16 protein-coding genes are annotated in these 20,975 nt (G+C 68.0%); 10 read left to right on the top strand and 6 right to left on the bottom strand.

Going from position 1 to position 20,975, the window contains the following annotated elements; translation table 11 throughout:
• Positions 1 to 36 precede the first annotated feature (36 nt).
• The gene (locus tag NM961_RS03360) at positions 37 to 1,758 is read left to right on the top strand and encodes a serine hydrolase (protein WP_255911268.1); all 1,722 of its coding nucleotides are present in this window, start codon (positions 37 to 39) and stop codon (positions 1,756 to 1,758) included.
• A 45-nt stretch (positions 1,759 to 1,803) separates the two neighbouring features.
• Here NM961_RS03360 and NM961_RS03355 read toward each other — a convergent pair whose 3' ends face one another.
• Positions 1,804 to 2,133, bottom strand: a complete 330-nt coding sequence (locus NM961_RS03355) for a hypothetical protein (RefSeq protein WP_255911266.1) — start codon at positions 2,131 to 2,133, stop codon at positions 1,804 to 1,806.
• A gap of 252 nt (positions 2,134 to 2,385) precedes the next feature.
• A complete protein-coding gene (locus NM961_RS03350; RefSeq protein WP_255911264.1) occupies positions 2,386 to 3,831 on the bottom strand; it encodes an FAD/NAD(P)-binding protein in 1,446 nt (481 codons plus the stop codon).
• A 635-nt stretch (positions 3,832 to 4,466) separates the two neighbouring features.
• On the opposite strand from NM961_RS03350, the gene NM961_RS03345 reads away from it, so the two are divergent.
• Complete coding sequence (locus NM961_RS03345; protein ID WP_255911262.1) at positions 4,467 to 7,667, top strand: NACHT domain-containing protein; 3,201 nt, start codon at positions 4,467 to 4,469, stop codon at positions 7,665 to 7,667.
• 53 nt (positions 7,668 to 7,720) lie between these two features.
• Here NM961_RS03345 and NM961_RS03340 read toward each other — a convergent pair whose 3' ends face one another.
• Both NM961_RS03340 and NM961_RS03335 read right to left on the bottom strand, forming a co-directional pair.
• Positions 7,721 to 7,885, bottom strand: a complete 165-nt coding sequence (locus NM961_RS03340) for a hypothetical protein (protein ID WP_255911260.1) — start codon at positions 7,883 to 7,885, stop codon at positions 7,721 to 7,723.
• 45 nt (positions 7,886 to 7,930) lie between these two features.
• Positions 7,931 to 8,869, bottom strand: coding sequence for a CHAD domain-containing protein (locus tag NM961_RS03335; RefSeq protein WP_255911258.1), 939 nt, complete (start codon positions 8,867 to 8,869; stop codon positions 7,931 to 7,933).
• A 366-nt stretch (positions 8,870 to 9,235) separates the two neighbouring features.
• On the opposite strand from NM961_RS03335, the gene NM961_RS03330 reads away from it, so the two are divergent.
• A complete protein-coding gene (locus tag NM961_RS03330; RefSeq protein WP_255911256.1) occupies positions 9,236 to 9,427 on the top strand; it encodes a DUF3606 domain-containing protein in 192 nt (63 codons plus the stop codon).
• Between the two features lie 13 nt (positions 9,428 to 9,440).
• Here NM961_RS03330 and NM961_RS03325 read toward each other — a convergent pair whose 3' ends face one another.
• The gene (locus NM961_RS03325) at positions 9,441 to 10,862 is read right to left on the bottom strand and encodes a TIGR04222 domain-containing membrane protein (protein WP_255911254.1); all 1,422 of its coding nucleotides are present in this window, start codon (positions 10,860 to 10,862) and stop codon (positions 9,441 to 9,443) included.
• 352 nt (positions 10,863 to 11,214) lie between these two features.
• Between NM961_RS03325 and NM961_RS03320 the strand changes: the two genes are divergently transcribed.
• The 4 genes from NM961_RS03320 (at position 11,215) to NM961_RS03305 (ending at position 14,027) form a co-directional block, all read left to right on the top strand.
• Positions 11,215 to 11,424 carry a cold-shock protein gene (locus NM961_RS03320; protein ID WP_255911252.1) on the top strand — a complete coding sequence of 70 codons (210 nt, stop codon included), beginning with the start codon at positions 11,215 to 11,217 and terminating at the stop codon, positions 11,422 to 11,424.
• Positions 11,425 to 11,590: 166 nt separating this feature from the next.
• On the top strand, positions 11,591 to 12,895 hold the full coding sequence (locus NM961_RS03315; protein WP_255911250.1) for a dicarboxylate/amino acid:cation symporter: 1,305 nt from the start codon (positions 11,591 to 11,593) through the stop codon (positions 12,893 to 12,895).
• A 90-nt stretch (positions 12,896 to 12,985) separates the two neighbouring features.
• Positions 12,986 to 13,468: an FKBP-type peptidyl-prolyl cis-trans isomerase gene (locus NM961_RS03310; RefSeq protein ID WP_255911248.1), complete on the top strand. Its 483-nt coding sequence runs from the start codon at positions 12,986 to 12,988 to the stop codon at positions 13,466 to 13,468.
• 76 nt (positions 13,469 to 13,544) lie between these two features.
• Complete coding sequence (locus tag NM961_RS03305) at positions 13,545 to 14,027, top strand: glutathione peroxidase (RefSeq protein WP_255911246.1); 483 nt, start codon at positions 13,545 to 13,547, stop codon at positions 14,025 to 14,027.
• A 62-nt stretch (positions 14,028 to 14,089) separates the two neighbouring features.
• On the opposite strand, the gene NM961_RS03300 is transcribed toward NM961_RS03305, so the two are convergent.
• Positions 14,090 to 14,548: a cupredoxin domain-containing protein gene (locus tag NM961_RS03300; protein WP_255911244.1), complete on the bottom strand. Its 459-nt coding sequence runs from the start codon at positions 14,546 to 14,548 to the stop codon at positions 14,090 to 14,092.
• Between the two features lie 251 nt (positions 14,549 to 14,799).
• Between NM961_RS03300 and NM961_RS03295 the strand changes: the two genes are divergently transcribed.
• The 3 genes from NM961_RS03295 (at position 14,800) to gyrA (ending at position 20,975) form a co-directional block, all read left to right on the top strand.
• Positions 14,800 to 16,026 (top strand): hypothetical protein, encoded by a 1,227-nt coding sequence (locus NM961_RS03295; protein ID WP_255911242.1) that lies wholly within the window; start codon positions 14,800 to 14,802, stop codon positions 16,024 to 16,026.
• Positions 16,023 to 18,191 carry an AAA family ATPase gene (locus tag NM961_RS03290; protein WP_255911239.1) on the top strand — a complete coding sequence of 723 codons (2,169 nt, stop codon included), beginning with the start codon at positions 16,023 to 16,025 and terminating at the stop codon, positions 18,189 to 18,191. The genes NM961_RS03295 and NM961_RS03290 overlap by 4 nt, the downstream gene beginning before the upstream one ends.
• 123 nt (positions 18,192 to 18,314) lie before the next feature.
• Positions 18,315 to 20,975 (top strand): DNA gyrase subunit A, encoded by a 2,661-nt coding sequence (gyrA, locus tag NM961_RS03285; RefSeq protein WP_255911236.1) that lies wholly within the window; start codon positions 18,315 to 18,317, stop codon positions 20,973 to 20,975.

The following is a 20,975-nucleotide window of genomic DNA, read 5'->3' as shown; positions in this document are numbered from 1 at the left end:
AACCTGGAACAGCCGGCAGCGCCGGCCGGAGCAAGCATGGCCATGAAACACTGGGTGTTGGCGGCGGTCTGCGGCCTGGCGGCGACGCGCGGCGGAGCACAGGAGCCTGCGCCGCCGCGGAATACGGCCCGGGAAACGGTGCCTGCGCTGTCCGAGGGGCAGGAGCCGGCGGCCGTATCGGCGCCGCCGGCTGGCGTGCCGGCAGCTGCTGCGGCATCGGGCACGCAGATCCCGCCGCGGGAAGCCGCTGCGGCCCGCCGCGCCTCGCTCGACGCGCTGTTCGACGAGACCTTCACTCGCTACCGCCTGCCGGGGCTGGCTGTCGGCGTCGTTGAAAACGGCCAGGTTGTTTTCAAGCGCACCGCCGGCGAGACCCGCGCCGGCAGCGGCGAGGCGGTGACCGCCGAAACCGTGTTCAAGATCGCTTCCAACAGCAAGGCCATGACCACGGCCTTGCTTGCGCGCCTAGCCGACGCAGGCCGGCTGGACTGGAGCGACCCGGTGCGCAAATACCTGCCGCGCTTCCGTATGAACGACGACTGGGTGACGCGGGAGATCCAGCTGCGCGATCTGCTGATCCACAACAGCGGCCTGCGCGCCGGTGCCGGCGACCTGATGCTGTGGCCGGAGCCCAACCACTTCAGCCGCGCCGACGTGCTGGCCGGGCTGGCGCATCTGAAACCGGCCTACAGCTTCCGCTCGCGCTATGCCTACGACAACCTGCTCTACATCGTCGCCGGCGAAGCCGCCGCGGCGGCCGGCGGCGCCAGCTACGAGGAATTGCTGCGGCGCGAAGTATTCCAGCCGTTGGGCCTGCGCCGCTGCCAGGTCGGCGAATGGCGCCGCGACGAAGTCGGCAATGTGGCCCAGCCGCATATGCGCAAGGACGAGCGCAACATCGTCATCCGCGCCGACGACAAGGTGATACCGGCCATGGCCTCGGCTGCGGCCGGCGGCGTGCGCTGCAGCCTGGACGACATGCTGCGCTGGGCCCAGGTCTGGCTGGATGCGGAAACCGCCGGTGCCGATGGCAGGCCCTGGCTGTCGCGCAGCCAGCGCGAGGTGCTGTGGACGGCGCAGATCGCGATGCCGCTGGGCGAACGCCAGCGCCGCTGGGACAACGCGCATTTCAGTGCCTACGGCTATGGCTGGCGCCTGTCTGACGTGGACGGCACGCTCAAGGTCTCGCATACCGGCACCCTGGCCGGCATGTATTCCGTGCTGACCTTGCTGCCGGAAAAGCGCGTCGGCTTCGTCGTGCTGATCAACGGCGACGGCAGCGAGGCGCGCACAGTGCTGAACCAGGTCCTGGTCAAGCACTACAGCGCGCCGCAGCAGGGTGTGAGCGTGGCTGCGCTGGCCGGGGAACTGGCGCGCGAGCGTGGTCCGGCGGCGGCCGCGGACAAGGCTGCGCCGGCGCGCAGTCCGGTGAAGCCGCGGGAGGCGGCGCAGTGGAGCGGCATCTACCGCGATGCGTGGTTCGGCGACGTGGAAATCTGTCCACAACGGAGCACGGTGTATTTCAGGGCGGCCAAGTCGCCGCGCCTGTCCGGCCCGCTGCTGCGCCAGGACGGCCGCCTGCTGGTGGACTGGGACGACGACAGCGTGGACGCGGAGCCGTGGCTGGATTTCGCTCCGGCCGCGGACGGCAAGCCCGCGGGGCTGCGCCTGGCGCACGTCGATCCCGGCGCGGACTTCAGCTACGACTATCCGGACCTGGATTTCGTGCGGGTAGGGGATTGCGGGCGCGGTGGCTAGGCCGTGCCGTGCAGCGCCGCGTTGTGCAGTGCGGTTGCGGTGGATTCAGGGATTCGGCGTCGTGCGTTGCAGCGCGAAGGCGAAAAACGCGGTCGCGGCCGCGCTGCACAGGGTGACTGCGCTGGCGGCGAGCGCGACGAGCACGCCCTCGGTATGGCGGTTGAACAGCCACTGCAGGTGAGCGCCGACCCAGTCGATGCGCTTGAACTCCTGCGGGTACAGCGACGAGAGATGGTGCAGGTGTTGCGCGGCCCCGTCGATGCCGTTGCCGAGCACCGGCGGATCGAAGAACAGCGGCGCCGCCCAGTACAGCAGCGCCAGCGCGACGGTCAGCTGCAGCACGGCCAGCGCAGCCAGTCCGAAAGAAGGTTTCATCGGGTTCCGTTCCTGTGCCGGCGGCTGGCCACGGGGCCAGTTCCGGGAAGGCCGGCAATCTACCGGTGCGGCGGATACCTGCCAAGAAGACGCCGCCGCCGGCGCGCTGCGAGCGGCATCTTCGATCGACGGCGGTAAGGCCGGCGCGGGCCGCAGCGCCCGTACGGTGAACGCAGGCGCACCGTGTCCGCTGCGGCAGTGCGCCGGAGCGCAAGGGCCGGCGCGACGGGCAGGCCGTCGCGCCGGCCAGGGTTACCAGTGGATATCCGCCGTCTCCGCCAGCGACCGCTCGCGCGGCGCACGCCGCTCCTGCGCGGCCTCGCTGGCCAGTTCGCGGAACAGCTGCACGGCGATGCGCCGGGCCTGCTGGCGGATTTCCGGGATGGCGGTGGATTCCCAGTCGCGGCCGCGGCACAGCGCGCCCAGGGTCCACAGGCGCTGCTGCGGATCGAGACGGCCGTTCCCGTCGACGAGCAGGCCCAGGCCCAGCGGATCGGGCTGGGCCAGACCCTGCTGCAGCAGCGAGCGCACCAGGCTGTGGCTGGTGCCGCGCGCATCGGTGTCCATGCCCACGGCCTGCAATACCAGGTCGTAGCTGGCGACCTGTTCGTGGGTGTGGTCCGGGGCGGAGGTCCAGGTCAGTACCGGCTTGTTGTTGCGGCCGGCGCGGAAGCTGCGGATGCGGCCGGCGCGGGTTTCCAGGCGCTGGTCGGCCTGCAGTTCCAGCACGCGCCGGGCTATCTGCGGCGGCATGCGGTGGCGGCCTATCTCCCAGATGCCGCGCAGATGGCGCAGGAAGCGGCGGCGGTCGGTGTCCGGCAGCGACTGCCACAGCTGCGGCGTGGCATGGCGCAGGCTGTCGATGACGCTGCGCCAGTCGTCGGCCTCGTCGCAGGCGGCGCGCACCAGGCGCGTCCACTGGCGCAGGTCCGGGCGTTCGCGCAGATCCTCGATCAATTCGGCCAGGCCCTCGGCCGGCAGCTGTGCCTCGCGCACATGCGCGGCGGGCAGGCGGCCGCGGCGCGAGAGCAGGGTCACGTGCACCTGCGGCCAGCGTTCGGTGACGCTGAGGGCGAGGTCCACGGCGGAAAGGCCGGAGCCGACAATCAGCACTTTGCGCAATCGGTCAAAAGGCAGCGTATTGGCCGACAGCCACTGCCATGGGTCCAGCACGTAGCGGCCGGCCTCGATCAGCGTATCGCAGGCCTGCGGCAGCGGCCGGTTGGGCAGGGCGCCGACGGCAGTCACGACGATGTCCGCATGGCTGGGATAGCCGGTGGAATCGGTCAGCATATAGCCGCCTTCGGGCGCGGGCTCGATGCGTTCGATCTCGGTGCGCAGGCGCGAGGCGCGGATGCCGCGGAACGAGGCGCCTTCAAACGCGCGCGACACGCGCGCTTCGAGATAGTCGCCATAGAGGCGGCGCGGCAGGAAATCCCCGCCGCGCGCATCGGGCAGCTGCTGGCGCGCGAATTCCAGGAATTCGGTGGGCTCGGCCGAGTTCAGCCCCATCGCCGTGGCGCGCACGTTGAGCAGGTGTTCGTCCACCGGCGTCGCATAGGCCACGCCGCGGCTGCCGCCGCGGCGGCCCGAATACCAGTGCAGCTCGGCCGGCATGCCTACGCCGTGCTCCAGCAATTCCGTTATCACGAACGCGGCGGCGGCGCCGCCGCCGATGATGGCAACCTTCGTACCCATGGCTGATCCTCTGAACGATATGAGCGAACCGGGCTGGCGGCGGCAGCTCCGTTGCCGCATGGCGTGTGTCTATGACGCCAAACCGCCGGTTAAACGGTTGCTAAATGAAACGCCATTTCCGTTGACGCCATCATCGCGGCTGGTTGGTTCGATATGAGCTTTTGGTTTGGTAAGTGGCGCGGCGCGGCAGCTCTGGTGCGGCTGGTGGCGTGTACGCCAGCAGCAGGAGCCTGGGGTCATGGCGTGAAAATGCCGGATTGGAGGCGTCGGCCGCAGGGAGGCGGCCCAGACCGCGGCAAGGGGATTGTCACGCCGTTGTCATCTGCCACCGGCTTTTCCCGGGGCATTCCTACGGCCCGTCCTCTCATACTGCGGTCCATCCGCAGTCGCGACGGCGGAACCAGCTGCGCTGGCAAACACCGCATTGCGGAGTACTGGCGGTGCACGCGCTTCCTGAAAGCGGCCACGCTGGCATCGCGCCGGACCGCTCTGGCGATTGCCGCAAGCGACAGGACGCGGTGGCGGCGGCTGGGGACAAAATAAACACCTGAGCTACTATACGTCTTCGTCACCTTTGGGAAGTGCCGATGGGGTCTGCAATACGGGTTGCGCGCAGTTTCCTCCTGGCGACGAGCATGGTGCTGGGTTGTGCGAGCGATAGCGTGCTGGGCGGCGTACAGTTGCAGCAGGCGGACAGCGATACGCCCCCGGCCAGCGCCGAAAAAGCGCCCGGGATCAGCGGACAGGCGGCGGCAGAAGAGACAGGATCGGATGCCGCGACGGCCGGTTCTCCAGCTCCGGAAACGGCCGTCAACGGAGCCGGTTCGCCTGTGGGCGAGCTTTCCGCACCTGCGGACGCGAAAACGGTATCCATGCCCAGGCCGCGCCTGGGCGAGGTGATGGCTTCGGTCGCACCGAACGGCGCGGCGCCTTTCCGGCCGGCGCTTCTCGAGCTGAGCGAAATTGCCGGAGTGCAGATCGCTGCAAATGCACTTGCAGCGGACGATGCCGGGGAACGCGCCGTGATCGGCACGCGGAATGGCCAGATCGCAAGTACCAGCGATGGCGGCAGAAGATGGCTGCGGAGGTGGATAGGCGGGAGGCCCTTCGTCGCGGCGACTTACAGCGCAGCCGTCAAGCGATTCCTGCTGGCGGACGACGAAGGAGGGATCTATCTCTCCGACGACGGCGGTATGACGTGGGCTCTGGAAAAGGCACTGCCGGATCCCGACGTGATCCGGCTGGTGGCCAATCGAGGTGGCGGTGTGCTCGCGATCATGGCGAGCGGGCGCGTGTTTCGCACTGCCGGCGGCAGCTATTCCTCATGGACTCTGGTGAGAGAGGGCGACGGCGGAAGATTTGTCGATGTCTGCTTCGTGCCGCGTTCCGCGGTTGCGCTTGCTGTCGACGATTCCAGTGAGCTTTGGCGGTCGGCCGACGACGGCGCAACCTGGAGCAGGCATCCGACGCGCTATGCCCTTGGCCTTCGTTCCATCGCTTGCGGAGAAAATTCGGTGGTCGCGGTGGGGAGGGCCAACGGCTACGGCGAAACGTTGATGCGGATTGGCAAGGGCCGATCGACGCTCTATACGAACGGCCTGCGTTGGGAGGCAAGCACAGGCAACATCCTTGTCGAGCAGTTGTCGGGAATCGTCGTCCTTTCCGATGACGGCGGCGCCAGCTGGATGGTTGCAGCCGAGCCGACATTTGCGCTCAACCGGGTTTCCTACGATTACAGGAGACAGCGCTACTTTGCGGCCGGGGCTGGCGGTTATCTGTTGAGCGACGGCTCCGATGCAAAAGTGTGGAACACATTCGCAACGCCGGATCTCACCAGCTTTATTGATGTCGCACTGCGCGGCCCCGCCGGTGAGGCGCTTGCGCTGGACGACCAGGGCTTCTTGTACGATGCCAAGGACGGCGGCCTGAATTGGGCCAGGATGGAAGCGACGGCGCCGGGCTCGAACAGGTTGCTGACCTTGCGGGATGCCACGGTAGTCCCTGGAAATCAGGTCGGACTTGTCACCGAATCGGCTGCCGTCGTGCCCGCGGTGACAGGCATCAAGTCGCAGCGGCAGATCGGAAACGACCTCGTCATCGATTTCGAACTGGATGATCCGTCCGGTCTCTGTACAGGCAATTGCGTCGAAGTGGCCGGTTGGAGCAGCGCCGACTATGCGCGACGAGCGAAGATCGCGCCGCGGCCGATCAACTCCGATGCCATCTCCCGTTCCGCCGTGAATACGGTTCGCGTTGTGCTGGACCCGGCTGCCACGCTCAGCGCGGTGGAAAACTCGACTATCTATCTCGTTGTCACGCTGAGCGGGCCGGGTTTCAGAGTCCGCTATCCCTCCAGCGACCAGGCCTTTGCATTGGTCTACAAGCCAGACTGGCGCAGCATCGCCGCTGCCGCATCGCTCGCGCTGCTGTTGCTGGTGCTGGGCATGGTGTTCTGGCTGCGGCCGTTCTGGGTCATCTCGCTGGCTTGCAGTGCGGAGAAAGTGGCCGAAATGGTGGGAGTTCCCTTCCTTCAGTCGGTGATAAAGTCTCTGTTTCCCCTGTTATTTGCGTTGCCGTTCAGTCGCCGCCGGGTCTTGGCGGCCTGGTTGCGTGCGCACCGGCACAAGTTCCTGGCTCGTCTGGAACTCGATGGGCCGCAGCAATACGAATACGTGCCGTTGCCGTTGGGCATGCGTCACGGCGCCGGGGCACCGGTGTCCGCCGCGGGCGTGACGGTCGATGCGCTGCGGCATGTGAAGGGACGCCCGTTCGCGGCGATGGTGATCTCCGGCAATGGTGGAACCGGCAAGTCGACGCTGGCCGGCCGCATCGCGCGGCTCGTAGCGGACGAAAGTGCTCTGGGAAATCCGTCGCTGCCGCTATGGTTCTCCGCCGACTCCGCAATGCCGGAACGCATGTACGAGCGCGTGCGGGAAATCGCCGGCCAGCCCTTGCTTCCAGCCGCGATCATCGGCCATCTGGCAAGAGACCGTTTCCTGCTGTTCATCGTCGACGGTGTAAGCGAGGCGCCGGCCGATTTTCAGAAAGCCTGGCAGGAATTCGCCAAGCAGGGGAACTTCGTCGTACTGACGACGCGCAGGGAAGAGGCTTTCGCGAATCGCGACTACACCTACTGTCGCACCAGTGACCTGGGTACGCATGAGGCAACTGTATTGCTCATCGATACCGTTGCCTCTCTGCTGCGCAGCGGCGGCGTTGCGCGTCCAGCGGGCGAGGTGCTGAACATCCAGGGGGGCATGCTCACAGCGTTCTCCGGCATGTTTCCTGGTGCCGGAGCGGTTTCGCCGCTGCTTGTACGGTTGTTCGTCGAGAACTATCTGGCCAAGGCGATCACCGCTGTCGCGGCAAATGCCGGAGCGCCCGCTATCACCGCTTCGGAGGTACAGGTCTATTTCGACTATCTCGCCGAACTGCATCGGCGCAAGCCTTCCGGAGACTCGCAGCTCGACAGCGAGGCGCTGTTGTTCAAGGCCTGCAAGGCGCTGGCGGTACGTGAACTCGCCGAGGACTATCTGCCCAAGGCAGTCAAGCACGATGCAGGTATTGCCGCCTTGAGCAGGGCGCTGGGCGATGATGCCAGACTCGCCGCGGCGCTGCTGCAGCGGCTGAAGGAGGACGGCATTCTGCGTATGTACAACGTCGAGGGCGATGTCATGTGGCGTTTTGAATTCGATCCGATCGCCGAGCACGTGGCCGCGCTCGCGCTGGTCGAACTCGACGCACGGAGAATGCGCAGGCTGGCCGAGGGCCTTTCACAACAGTCCGACCCTCCGCAGGGGTTCATCCGGGCGGTACGGGCTATTTTGTCGAGCTAGCAGTCCGGGGTTGTCTGCGCCGCGCCGTCCCGCGCGATGTCTGTATTGCACCGTTAGCGCAGCGCCAGTCCCGTCCCCGGCAGAAACAGACAGACCAGGAACCCGCGTCGGAATACGGCGGACTGATGCGCTCCCATGCCGCTCACGCCCTTGACCGCGCCGGCGAGGAAGAAGGTCAGGGCGATCGCCGCGAGCAGCGGCGGCGAGATTTCGATCATGGTCGCGCGCATCCCGGGTCCACGGTGTGCTGCGTGGCGCTGCCGTCAGCCAGAAGGTAACGCCGGGGCGCGGGGCGGTGATTTGGGCCTGCGGCCGGCGGTGTGCGGTAGCACGGCTTGCGGCAGGGGATGCTTGCGCGGCAGGCTGCGGCACAGTTCGTCGCCATGCGGCAGGGCGGGTTCGCGGCGCAGCAGGCGGCGCAGGTTGGCGCTGTCCTGCTGGCCGCCCAGCTCGTCGGTGAGCGCGTTCAGGCGTTCGGCGGCGGGCAGGAATTCGGCGGCCTGGGTCAGTATCAGAGTGGCATCCTGGCGAGCGGCGGCGGGCGCTTGTTCGTCCGCGGTGATCTGCTGCAGGCAGTCCAGCTGCTGACGCAGCCGGCGCAGGCGGCGGCGCCAGCGATGGCGCTGTTCGACGGTGGCGGAGGCGGCCTGCGCAGCGCGCTGCGCGCGTTGCAGGCGGGCGGCGCTGTCGCGCAGGGCCTGCAGCAGCTGTTTCGGTTCCAGTGGCGCGAAATCCAGTGCGTCCAGTTCGGTGCGGACGCGTTGTGCCTGGCGGCGCAGGCGGCGGAAGGCGGGATCGGCCTGCAAGGCCTGGTGCAGCAGGGTGTCGCGGCGCCGCCGCAGTGCCTGCTGCAGTTCGCGCCAGCGCGCAGCCAGCGGGCCCTTGCGCTGCGCTGCTGCGGTTTCGGCGGCGACATGGGCGTCGCGCAGCGGGGAGAGTTTCCTGCCGATGCGGCGTACGCGCCGGCCGGCCGCGGCGACGGCGTCGTCGTTCAAGGCGGCGCACAGTTCCAGCCCGGCGCGGAAGCGGCGGGCGGCCTTGCGTGTTTCATGGATGGCACCGTGCCGGTGCGTGCGCCGGCGCAACTGCTGTTCGATGATGTCCAGCTGGGCCTGCAGCCAGCGGCCCAGCAGCGTGCCGAGCGTAGGCGGCGGTGCAGGTATCGCGTTGACGCAGGTGGGGGCCGGGCGGACAGCGGGCACAGGGCGGCTCCGGTGGCAGGCCGCGGCATGGTACTACGGAGGCGGGACGCCGGCAGGCGCGCGCGCGGGCTTTCCTGCAAAGGAATGCAACGGCGGCGTGGACGGCGGACAGGGGCGATCTCGCAGCCGCACATCGGGCAGGCGGACGGGGCGCCGTGGGACGGGGCCGGCGCAAGCCCGGACAGGCACGGTGCGGATGACGGAATGATAAAACCTGTAAATTGATCTTTGTTTATTTATTCGTGGATTGCGATTGTGTGACCGCGTTCCGCCGCCTTAACGCAATCTTTTCCGGGCCGCGGCTAGGCTGCCGTGCACAGGGGGCAGTGTCCGAGGCGCCAGCCGTCACGACTTGGGAGCAGGCCCATGCTCGATGCCCATACCACCGATCCGTCCAACAGCAGCGACCGCATCAATATCGTCGCGAACTGGGAAGTGAACTACTGGTCCACCCGCTGGGGCGTCACGCCGGACGAACTGCTGGGTGCAGTGGCCCAGGTCGGCGTCAACGTGCGCGTGGTGCAGGCCTACCTGGCCCAGCAGCGCCAGCCGGCCTGAGCCGGCGCGGGCGTCAGTCGCCGCCGCCACAGCCGCCGCAACCGCTGCTGCAACTGCTGCCGCCGTCGCTGCTGCTGCTGCAACTGCTGCCGCCGCCTCCGCTGTCGCCGGAGTTCCGCTCGCGGTAGTTATGGAAATCCGCGTAGGCCGTGCCCGCCAGCACGGCCGTGCCGGCCAGGGCCACCGCCAGGCCCACATCGCTGTTGCGCGGCGCGCGCCGGGCGTGGGCGTATTTCAGGTTCAGCTGCTGCAGCAGCGCATCGCCGGCGCGGCTGCGCTCGGGCATGCGGAACAGCACGATCAGGCCGGCGATGACGCCGATCAGCAGCAGCATCACCAGGAACGCTACCGGACGATCGCGCAGAATGCCGATCCAGACCTTGGCGATGCCGAACAGGGTCAGCAGGCCGAAGGGCAGGGCCGCGAGCAGGCCGGCCTGGCGGCGCCGCTGCGGCGGCAGCAGCAGGCCGCGGTCGCGCAGGCTGCGGCGCAATTCGTTCAGCTGCGGATCCAGCCGCTTGGTCATTTCATCAATGTCGCGGCCGGCCTGGCTGGCGATCAGGTCCAGCGGGAATTCCAGCCCGCTGCGGCCGCGCGGGAATTCCAGCCGGCGCGTCTTGCGATTCCACTGCGCCCGGTCTTCCGCCAGCAGCCGGGCGATGCCAGCCTCGACCACGCGCCGGGTGCCACCGGCGAGGTAAGCGATGGACCATTCATCCGGCTGCGCACCCGGCCGGGCCGGGCCGGTATCGCGCAGCCGGCGCCGCAGCACGGCCTGGACCGCGAAGCAAAGGACGAGCAGGGCGATAAACAGGCCCAGGAAGGCCGGGCCGCTCATGTCCAGCGGGTTCAGCGGCAACGCCTGCAGCAGCGGCGCGGCACCCAGCAGCAGGCCGGCCAGGCCCAGCTGGCTCCAGCGCGGGCGGGGCAGGCGCGGGCGGCGCAGCAGCCAGTGGCGGTTGAGATCGATGCGGCGGTAGCGGGCGGGGCTGGCGTTCTGGGTTTGTGCGTCGGGCCAGTAGTCCAGCGGGGGCGGGCCGAACCAATGCTGGTAGCTGGCCAGGGTCTGGGCGTATTGCGCATAGTGCAGGCCGGCCTGTTCGCGGCCGCCTCGGCTGGGTTCGTGGTGCAGGTTGCCGCCCAGCACGTCGGGGCAGTAGCGGGTCCAGTAGTCGCGGCTGTAGGTCAGGTGCAGATGCCAGACCTCGTCCACCGCGTCGCTGGGCGTGACCGCGTGGCCGCTGGCCATGGCCAGGAAACAGAAGCGCTGGTATTCGCGCACCGCGCCGGCGGCGTAGGCTTCGCTCCAGCCGTGCTCCCGCGCCAGGCGGGCGGTGAAGTCCAGGCGGTGGCCGCAGGTGCCGAAGTCGTGCTGCTCCAGCCGCTGCCACAGCGCGCGCTGCGGGGCGGACCAGACCGTTTCCGCGGACGTCATGGTGGATCTCCGTAGGCAGGCCGGTTCATTCTGCACAAGAAGAACGTAGGCCGGCGTTAGGAGCGAACGCGGCCGCGGCCGCCAGGCGGCCTCAGCGCTACGCTGGTCGGCGCGCCGGCCGCGTTTCGCGGCCAGGCATCAAAAGTGTTCCTGAACCTATTGGCAGGAATGTGAAATACGAGTATCTTCGCGGCACTGTGTTTGCCTGGGTCACGGTAAATTGTGGCCTGATGCGGTTGATCCCGAGTGGATCCGCTTCATCGATTCGCCCTGCTTGCTCCCTGCAACCTCAGTCTCGGTCCGGATTCACCGCGATCGTGATTTTCCCAAATCGTTTCATGGAGTTAAGAGTATGTCGAATCGTCAGACTGGCACCGTCAAGTGGTTCAACGACGCCAAGGGCTTTGGTTTCATCACCCCGGAAAGCGGCGCCGATCTGTTCGTGCACTTCCGCGCCATCCAGGGCACCGGCTTCAAGACCCTGCAGGAAGGTCAGCGCGTGAGCTTCATCGCCGTGCAGGGCCAGAAGGGCATGCAGGCCGACCAGGTCCAGGTGATCTGAAGCAAGCTCGGGTGAGCTGATCCTCGCGGATCACGGTTTACCGAAAGACCCCGGATGGAAACATCCGGGGTTTTTTATTGCGCGCGTGACGCGGCCAGGCCCGCGCACCGTTCCGTCCGCCGGAATTTCCGGCTAGCCTCGGCCTGCCCAGGGGAGGCCGAAAAACATGTGGCGCGACGCCTACAAGAATCTGTATGTCCAGGTGCTGGCCGCGGTCGTGGCCGGCGTGCTGCTGGGGTATTTCTGGCCGCTGTACGGCGAGGCCATGCGCCCGCTGGGCGATGGCTTCATCAAGCTGGTCAAGATGGTCATAGGACCGGTGATCTTCCTGACCATCGTCGTCGGCATGGCGCGCATGGGCGAGCTGCGCCACGCCGGCCGCATCGGCGTCAAGGCGCTGGTGTATTTCGAGGTGTTGACCACGCTGGCCCTGGTCATAGGCCTGTGCGTGGCCAATCTGGCCCAGCCCGGCGCCGGCATGAACGTCGATCCGGCGCAGCTGGATGCGAAGAAAGTCGGCGTCTATGTCGACGCGGCCGAGCACCAGAGCGTCGTCGCCTTTCTGCTCAACATCATTCCGGACACCTTGGTCTCGGCCTTCGTCGGCGCCGACCTGCTGCAGGTACTGTTCGTCGCGGTGCTGTTCGGCATCGCCCTGACCCGCAGCGGCGCGGCCGGGCGGCGCGTGCTGGACCTGTGCGACGAGATCGCCCATGTGCTGTTCAAGATCGTCGCCATCATCATGCGCGCCGCGCCCATAGGTGCTTTCGGCGCGATGGCTTTCTCGATAGGCCGCTTCGGCGTGGATGCGCTGGTCTCGCTGGGCTGGCTGCTGCTGGCGGTCTATCTGACCTGTTTCCTGTTCGTGTTCGTGGTGCTGGGCGTGGTGGCGCGGCTGTCCGGTTTCTCGTTGTGGAAATTTCTCGTCTTCATCCGGCGCGAACTCATGCTGGTATTGGGTACGTCCTCGTCCGAATCGGCCCTGCCGCGCATGCTGGTGCGGCTGGAACAGGCCGGCTGCGACCGTTCCGTGGTCGGGCTGGTGCTGCCCACCGGCTATTCCTTCAATCTGGACGGCACCTGCATCTACCTCACCATGGCGGCCATCTTCATCGCCCAGGCTGTGGGCGTGCAGCTGAGCCTGCGCGACGAACTGGTCCTGATCGGCGTGCTGCTGCTCACCTCCAAGGGCGCGGCCGGTGTGACCGGCGCGGGCTTCACCACCCTGGTCGCGACCCTGGCGGCGCTCAACGGCAAGGTGCCGGTGGAAGGCGTGGCCCTGGTGCTGGGCGTGGACCGCTTCATGTCCGAAGCGCGCGCCATCACCAACCTGATTGGCAACGGTGTGGCGACCATGGTGGTCGCGCGCTGGGAAGGCCTGCGCGACGATGCGCGCATGCACGCGGCGTTTGAGCGCGGCCCGGTGGAGGACACGCTGGACGGCGCCGCGCCGGCGCCCGCCGCGGGCTGACTTGAAACCCCGGGGTTTCGCCTGCATTCTTCCGCCGCCGCCGGGCTGGCCCGGCTTCCTGCCCGTTCCGGGCGCCATTCCGAGAATTTCATGCAGATTGCCGAGCGCTGTGTCGCCGCGTTTCACTACACCCTGACCAATGAGCAGGGCGAAGTCATCGATTCCTCCAGCGGGCGCGAGCCGCTGGCCTACCTCCACGGCGCCGGCAACATCGTGCCGGGCCTGGAGCGCGAGATGACGGGCAAGCGCGCCGGCGACACCTTCAATGTCGTGGTCGCGCCGGAAGAAGGCTACGGCCCGCATCACGCCGGCCTGATCCAGAAAGTGCCGCGCGCCGCCTTCCAGGGCGTGGATACCATCGAACCCGGCATGCAGTTCCACGCCAACGGTCCGCAGGGGCCGATGTCGGTTACCGTGACCGCGGTGGACGGCGATACCGTCACCATCGACGGCAACCATCCGCTGGCCGGCCAGGCCCTGCATTTCGCCATCGAGATCACCGACGTGCGCGAAGCCACGTCGGAAGAACTGATGCACGGCCATGTGCACGGTCCGGGCGGTCATCACCACTGATTCGGCCGGGCGGAGAACGCGCCGGCGCGTCCTCCGCTGCTGCGCCAGGCGTCGTCTGTCCTCAACGAGGTGAAGCATGACTACTGCGTACGACTTTTCCGCCACCACGCTGGACGGCGACGAGCAACCGCTCAAGGCCTACCGCGGCAAGGCGCTGCTGATCGTCAACGTGGCGTCCAAGTGCGGCTTCACGCCGCAGTACACCGGCCTGGAAGCCCTGTACCGCAAGCACAAGGACGAAGGCCTGGTAGTGCTGGGCTTTCCCTGCGACCAGTTCGGCCACCAGGAGCCGGGCGACGCCGACGAGATCCGCAATTTCTGCTCGCTCACCTATGACGTGAGCTTTCCGCTGTTCGCCAAGATCGACGTCAACGGCGACAAGGCGCATCCGCTGTACAAGTGGCTCAAGAGCGAGAAGGCAGGCTTTCTCGGCACCGAGGCGGTGAAGTGGAATTTCACCAAGTTCCTGGTCGATCGCGAAGGCCATGTGGTCAAGCGCTACGCGCCTACCGATACGCCGGAAAAGATAGAGAAGGAACTGGCCGACGTGCTCGGCTGAAGTCCCGCAGCGGAAAAGCACCCGAAGAAGGCGGCCGGTCGGCCGCCTTCTTCGTTTGCACCTCAGCGCGAGGACTTGCCCGGCCGGCCCGCGCCCAGCTCGAAGCCGTTGGCGAAGACGGGATCCACGACCGGGTCGACCACCGTGATCGCACCGTTCATGGCGGCGTGGTTGCCGCAGTTGTAGTGCAGGCTGGCCGGCGCATCCAGCGGCACCACGAAGGTGATGTCGGTGTTGCCGGTGGCGCCGTTGTTGGTCACGCCGCTGTTGTAGCGCGCACCGTTGCCGGTGGTGTTGCTGGTGTTGATGTTGAACGGATGCACCGCCGACACGCCGGTGAGGTCGAAGACATAGGTGCGGCCGCGTTCCAGGGTCAGCGGCGGATTGGCCTGGCCGTCGATGGTCCAGGCGGAAAAACTGCCGGCGCTGACGGCGAACGTGGTGGGCGTGCCGGCACCGGCGGCCAGCGGCAGCAGGAGCAGGGCGCAGGCGAGCAGATGACGCGGACGTAGGGCGTTCATGCGGTGATCCTCGTGGTGGGTGGGAAAAGCGCGGTAGCGCGGTTCAAGGCAAGACTTGACGCCGTGTCAAGCGAACGCGGAGCGCGCCGGACAACTGCCGTCTTCCTGTGAATACGGGACGCGGCGAGAATTTCTGCAACGCCGCAGGGCAGGGGGAATGGGCGATGGGAAGGAACGTGACCGGGTGGCCGGCGGCGGCGGCGCGCCTGTTTGACTTTGCCGACCAGCCGCGTAGCGTGCGCGCTCCCCCCGTGTCCGACCCCGCCGCCATGTCCGAGGATTTCGCCGATCTGCTGACCGCCTACATGCGCCGTATCCGCGCCAGCGCCTCGGGCGTGGCGACCGAGATCGGCATGAGCCGCGAAGCGGTCAACAATTGGCGCCACGGCCTGTCCCAGCCCAGCCGCAAGCATCGCCACAAGCTGGTGGACTGCGCGCGCTACCTGCGCCTGAGCGAGGCCGAGACCGACCGCCTGCTGCAGGCCGCCGGTTTCGAGCCGGAATACCCGGTCGGCGGACAGGCCCCGGGCCAGCCCTATGCGGACTACATCGCCGGGCTGTTCGAGCGGCTGCAGCGCCTGGCGCCGTATCCCATACTGTTGCTGCTGAGCCAGGCCCACTGGGGCCAGCCGCCGTTCCGCGATGCGCTGCTGGCCAGCGCACAGCCGGTCTACGGCGCCGGCGCGGTGCTGCACATACGTCCGCCCTACAGTGTGGAAGCCGATGTGCGCGGCTATTTCGCCGCGATCGGCGCCCAGTGCGGTTTCGCCGGTGTGGATTCGGATTTCGCCTTCGAGGCCGCGCTGGAACGACGCCTGGCCGCCGGCGAGCGCGTGTTCTGCCTGGTCAGCCGCTTCGAGCAGGGCGATGCCGCGCTGCGCGAGGCCCTGGCCGGCATCCTGCGCGGCCTGAGCGAGATGTACAGCGGTCGCCTGCACCTGATGTTGTGCGGCGGCGAGGCGCTGGCCGAGCTGAAGTACCAGAGTGGAGATCTGTCGCTGTTGAATATTGCCAGCGTGGAAAACTGGCCCGATCCGGGCGCGGCCGAGCTGCGCGCGCTGGCCGCGCGCAAGCTGCCGCCGGAACGGGTCGACGCCGGCCTGCTGGCGCGGCTGGAGCGCGAATGCGGCGGTCATCCCGCCCTGATCGATGAAGCGCTGAGCCTGCATGCCGTCGATACCGTCCTGGAGGACCACCAACTGACTGAGTGCCTGGCGGGCAGCGTACGGTTGTGGGAAGGCTTCGTGCCGCTGCTGGGCGAGGCCCAGGCCCGCGGCCGCATCGCCGCCTGGCTGGAGCAGCCGGCGCTGGGGCGGGCCCAGCCCTACCTGATCGACCGCCTGCTGCGGCGCCTGTTCTGGGCCAACCTCATCACCGCGCGCGCCGCGCCGCAGGGGCCGCAGCTGCACTGGCGCTGCGAAGCCGTGCGCGAGGCCGGCCGGCGCATCCTCGCGGCCTGGGACCAGGCCGGCGCATGAATCCCCGTTTGCGCTATGCGCTGCGCCTGGCCGTCATCGTTGCCGCCACCCTGTTCTTCGGCACGGCGCTGATCGCGCCGCAGTGGAATCCGCTGCTCGCCGGCTGGGTAGTGACCCGGCCGCAGACTGCCGCCTGGATGGCGCAGGGCTGGAGCGAAGTGAACGTGGTGCGCCTGCATATAAACGACTACGTCCTCGACAAGGAGGAATGGCCGGCCAGCCTGGATGTGCTGCAGGTGCCGCTGCAGGGGCAGGTGTTCGAGTTCAGTGTCGCCCAGCCCTATGTGCTGGTCGCCACCGTGCGCGACGACCCGCGCGTGGAGCGTGCAGTGCGCGGCCGCCGCGTGACCTTCCGCTACGGCCAGAACGGTCTGCAATGGCAGTGCAGTCCCGGCGATCCGCCGTTGCCGTCGCGCTATCTGCCGATGAACTGCCGCAGCGACGGCGACAACAGCACCGACCTGACCCGCTGGTTGCTCTCGCTGATCGTCATGGGAGTGCTGGTTCTGCTGGCGGCGGGGCTGCTGCTGGTCTGGCGCCATCCGTTGCTGGCGCCGGTGCAGCGCGATCCGGCGCGTCTCAGGCGCATGCCGCTGCACCTGCTGCCGCGGCTGGACGCGGCCCTGGGCTGGCTGCGCCGCCGCCGCGATACCCTGGCCGCGGCCGGCGTCAGCGCGGCGGACTGGAAGCAGGCCCTGGGCTATGCGGCGCTGCCCGAGGACCGCCGCGCCGACCTGCTCGCCCTGCGCGTGGCGGCACGCAGCAGTCCCAGCAGCGGCTGGAATCTGCCCGGAAAAGTCTACGAATGGACATTTTCCGGCGACATGCCGGTATCGCTGGAACGCTGCCTCTTGTGGCTGGTGCCGGCCCAGGCCGACGGCGAGCAACTGGTGCGCCATCTGCGCCAGGCCCAGACCGGCCTGGACGTGCTGCTGATCGCCGGCGCCGATGCGGCGGCCGAACCGGCCCTGCGCCGGCTTTGCATCGACCGCGGCAATCTCTACGTCTGCCTGGATCAGGAAACGCTGACCGGCTTGCTGCTGCAGCGCGAGCCGCTGGGCCTGCTGCTGGCCCAGCTCGCGCGCCAGCTGCGCCTCAGCCGCATTTCGCCCTACCAGACCCGCGGCGGCGTCGCGCGCGCCTCGGGCTTCTTCGGCCGCGAATCGCTGCTGGCCCGGGTGGTTCAGCGCGAGCCGTCGAACTACTTGCTGGTCGGCGGCCGCCAGCTGGGCAAGACCAGCCTGATGAAAGCGATAGAGCGGCGCTTGCGCGATCACCCGCGCCTGGCCTGCATCTATGTGGTGCTGCGCGACCACCGCCTGCTGCCGCGCCTGGCGGCGCAGAGCGGTCTGCCGCTGGACAGCGATCTTTCCACCATCGTCGCCGAGCTGGTGCGCCAGCAGGGCGGCAAGCGCCTGCTGCTGCTGATCGACGAGGCCGATCCGTTCTTCCGCGCCGATGCGGCGCGCGACTATGCCGAGCTGTCGGCGCTGCGCGCACTGTCGGAGGAAGGCCACTGCCATTTCCTGCTGGCCGGCTTCTGGGACCTGTACGCCGCGGCCGCGCTGGATTATCAGTCGCCGCTGCGCAACTTCGGCGAGGTCATCAGCGTCGGCGGTCTGGAAGAGGAGGCCTGCCGCGAACTGGCGACCGTGCCGCTGGGCGTGCTCAACCTGCGTTTTGCCGATCCGGCCCTGGTCGGGCGCATCGTCGAGCAGAGCGGCCGCCGCGCCAACCTGGTCGCCATCCTGTGCCAGGAATGCCTGGAAGGGCTGGACGGCGGCGGCGTGATCGAGGCCGCCGACGTGGAACAGGCGCTGCGCTCCCAGGCCGTGCTGGACGCCCTGGCTGGCTGGGGCCGGCTCAGCCACGACGATCTGGCCTCGCGCCTGGACCGCATCGCGGTCTACCGCGTCGCGGCCCGGGGAGCCACCAGTCTGGCCGACATGGTGGAACTGCTGCGTCCGCATGCGGCGATCGAGGTCGAGGCCATACGCCGCGCGTTCTCGCGCCTGCAGCTGGCCTATGTGTTCGCACGCCGGGCCGAACAGCTGCATTTTGCCGTGCCGCTGTTCGCGCGCCAGTTCGAGGCGGCCGAAGTGCCGGTGCTGCTGGCCGAGGAGCTGGCCGCGCTGGGCGCCGCCGCCGCGAGCAAAAAACCGTAGCAAACCAAGGGCTTCCAGTGCCGGTCCGGGCCGGTTCTGTGGTATGCTTGCGCGTTATTTTCGGCGCGGGCCCGGAAGGGCGCCGCCGCTGCACGAAACCGGCGTCAGAACCCTGGAATCCCGATGGCGGAACTAGCCAAAGAAGTCATACGCGTCAATATCGAAGACGAGATGCGGCAGAGCTACCTCGACTACGCCATGAGCGTGATCGTGGGACGCGCGCTGCCGGATGTGCGCGACGGCCTCAAGCCGGTGCACCGGCGCGTGCTGTACGGCATGTACGAGGTCAACAACTTCTGGAACCGCCCGTACGTGAAGTGCGCGCGCATCGTCGGCGATGTGATGGGTAAATACCATCCGCACGGCGATGCCTCGATCTACGACACGCTGGTGCGCATGGCGCAGGACTTCTCGCTGCGCTATCCGCTGATCGACGGCCAGGGCAACTTCGGCTCCATCGACGGCGACGCGGCCGCGGCCATGCGCTATACCGAGTGCCGCCTGGACCGCCTGGCTTCCGAGCTGACCGCCGACATCGACAAGGAAACCGTCGATTTCCAGCCCAACTACGACGAGAAGGAATGGGAGCCGACGGTACTGCCGACGCGCGTCCCCAACCTGCTCATCAACGGCTCCGCCGGCATCGCCGTGGGCATGGCGACGAACATCCCGCCGCACAACATCAGCGAAGTCATCGACGCCACCGTCGCCCTGATCGACGATCCGGAACTGGGCGTGGACGAGCTGATGCGCCACGTCACCGGCCCGGATTTCCCCACCGCCGGCATCATCAACGGCGCTTCCGGCATTGTGGAAGCGTACAAGACCGGCCGCGGCCGCATCCTGATCCGCGCCAAGGCCGAGATCGAGACCGAAGCCAACGGCCGCGAGACCATCGTCGTCACCGAGCTGCCGTACCAGGTCAACAAGGCGCGGCTGATCGAGAAGATCGCCGAGCTGCACAAGGAAAAGAAGATCGAGGGCATCTCGCCCGACGGCCTGCGCGACGAGTCCGACAAGGACGGCATGCGCATCGTCATCGAGGTGCGCAAGGACACCATGGCCGATGTGCTGCTGAACAACCTGTTCCAGCAGACCCAGCTGCAGGTGACCTTCGGCATCAACATGGTCGCCCTGGTCGACGGCCAACCGCGCCTGCTCGGCCTGAAGGAAATCCTCGAAGCCTTCATCCGCCACCGCCGCGAAGTCGTCACCCGCCGCACCATCTTCGAACTGCGCAAGGCCCGTGCCCGCGCCCACATCCTCGAAGGCCTGACCGTCGCACTGGCCAATATCGACGAGATGATCGAGCTGATCCGGACTTCCGAATCGCCCGCCGTCGCCAAGGAGCGCATGCTGGCGCGGCGCTGGGAGCCGGGCTTGGTGCGCGCGCTGCTCGACGCTGCCGGCGCCGACGCCTCGCGGCCGGAGGACCTGGACGTCAACGCCGGGCTGCATGCCGAGGGCTACCAGCTGTCGGAAGTGCAGGCCAAGGAAATCCTGGAAATGCGCCTGAACCGCCTGACCGGGCTGGAACAGGACAAGCTCACCGACGAATACAAGGAACTGCTCAAGGCCATTGCCGGCCTGATCGAGATTCTGTCCGACCCGGCCGTGCTGCTGGCGCTGATCCGCGCTGAGCTGGTCGAAGTGAAGGAAGCCTACGGCGACGCGCGCCGCACGGTGATCCAGCACAGCCAGGAAGACCTGGACGTACTCGACCTGATCGAGCCCGAGGACGTGGTCGTCACGCTGTCGCACACCGGCTACGTGAAGCGCCAGCCGATCAGCACCTACCGCGCGCAGAAGCGCGGCGGCAAGGGCCGCTCGGCCACGGCGGTGAAGGAGGAGGACTTCGTCGCGCAGGTGTGGATCGTCAACACCCACGACACCCTGCTCACCTTCACCAGCGCCGGCCGCGTGTTCTGGCAGAAGGTCTACCAGATTCCCGATGCCGGCCCGAACTCGCGCGGCAAACCCATCGTCAACCTGCTGCCGCTGGAGCCGGACGAGAAGATCCAGGCGGTACAGTCGGTGCGCGAATTCCCCGAGGACCGCTACGTGTTCTTCGCTACCCGCCAGGGCACGGTGAAGAAGACCTCGCTGGCCGACTACTCGCGGCCGCGCGCCAACGGCATCCGCGCCATCGACCTGGACGAGGGCGACGGCCTGGTCGGTGTGGCGCTGACCGATGGCAGCCGCGACGTGCTGATGTTTGCCTCCAACGGCAAGGCCGTGCGCTTTGCCGAGGATGAAGTGCGTCCGATGGGCCGCGTCGCCCACGGCGTGCGCGGCATGAAGCTGACCGACGGCGCCGAGGTGGTGTCGCTGATCGCGGTGGAAGGCGAGGGCGACATCCTCACCGCCACCGAGCGCGGCTTCGGCAAGCGCACGCCGCTGGAGGAATACCCGCGCAAGGGCCGCGGCACCCAGGGCGTGATCGCGATTCAGTGCTCCGGCCGCAACGGTGCCCTGGTCGCGGCGGTGCAGCTGGACGATGCGCACGAGCTGATGCTGGTGTCCAACCAGGGCACCCTGGTGCGCACCCGCGCGGCGGAAATCGCCCGTGTCGGTCGCAATACCCAGGGGGTGACCCTGATCCGCCTGCCCGAGAACGAGGCGCTGGCCAGCGTGGTCGGCCTGGCCCTGCTCGGCGGCGAGGACGACAACGCCGAGGGCGATGCGGATGCCGAGTCCGCCACGCCCGCCGCCGACGCCGTTGCGGACGATGCGGCTGCCGGTGACGCCGGCACCGCGGCGGAGGAACCGACGCCGGGCGAATGA

It is taken from the genome of Tahibacter harae (assembly GCF_024437735.1).
Lineage (GTDB): Bacteria > Pseudomonadota > Gammaproteobacteria > Xanthomonadales > Rhodanobacteraceae > Tahibacter > Tahibacter harae.
Note: the sequence above shows the minus strand (reverse complement) of the source record. Positions and strands in the feature narration are given on the sequence as shown.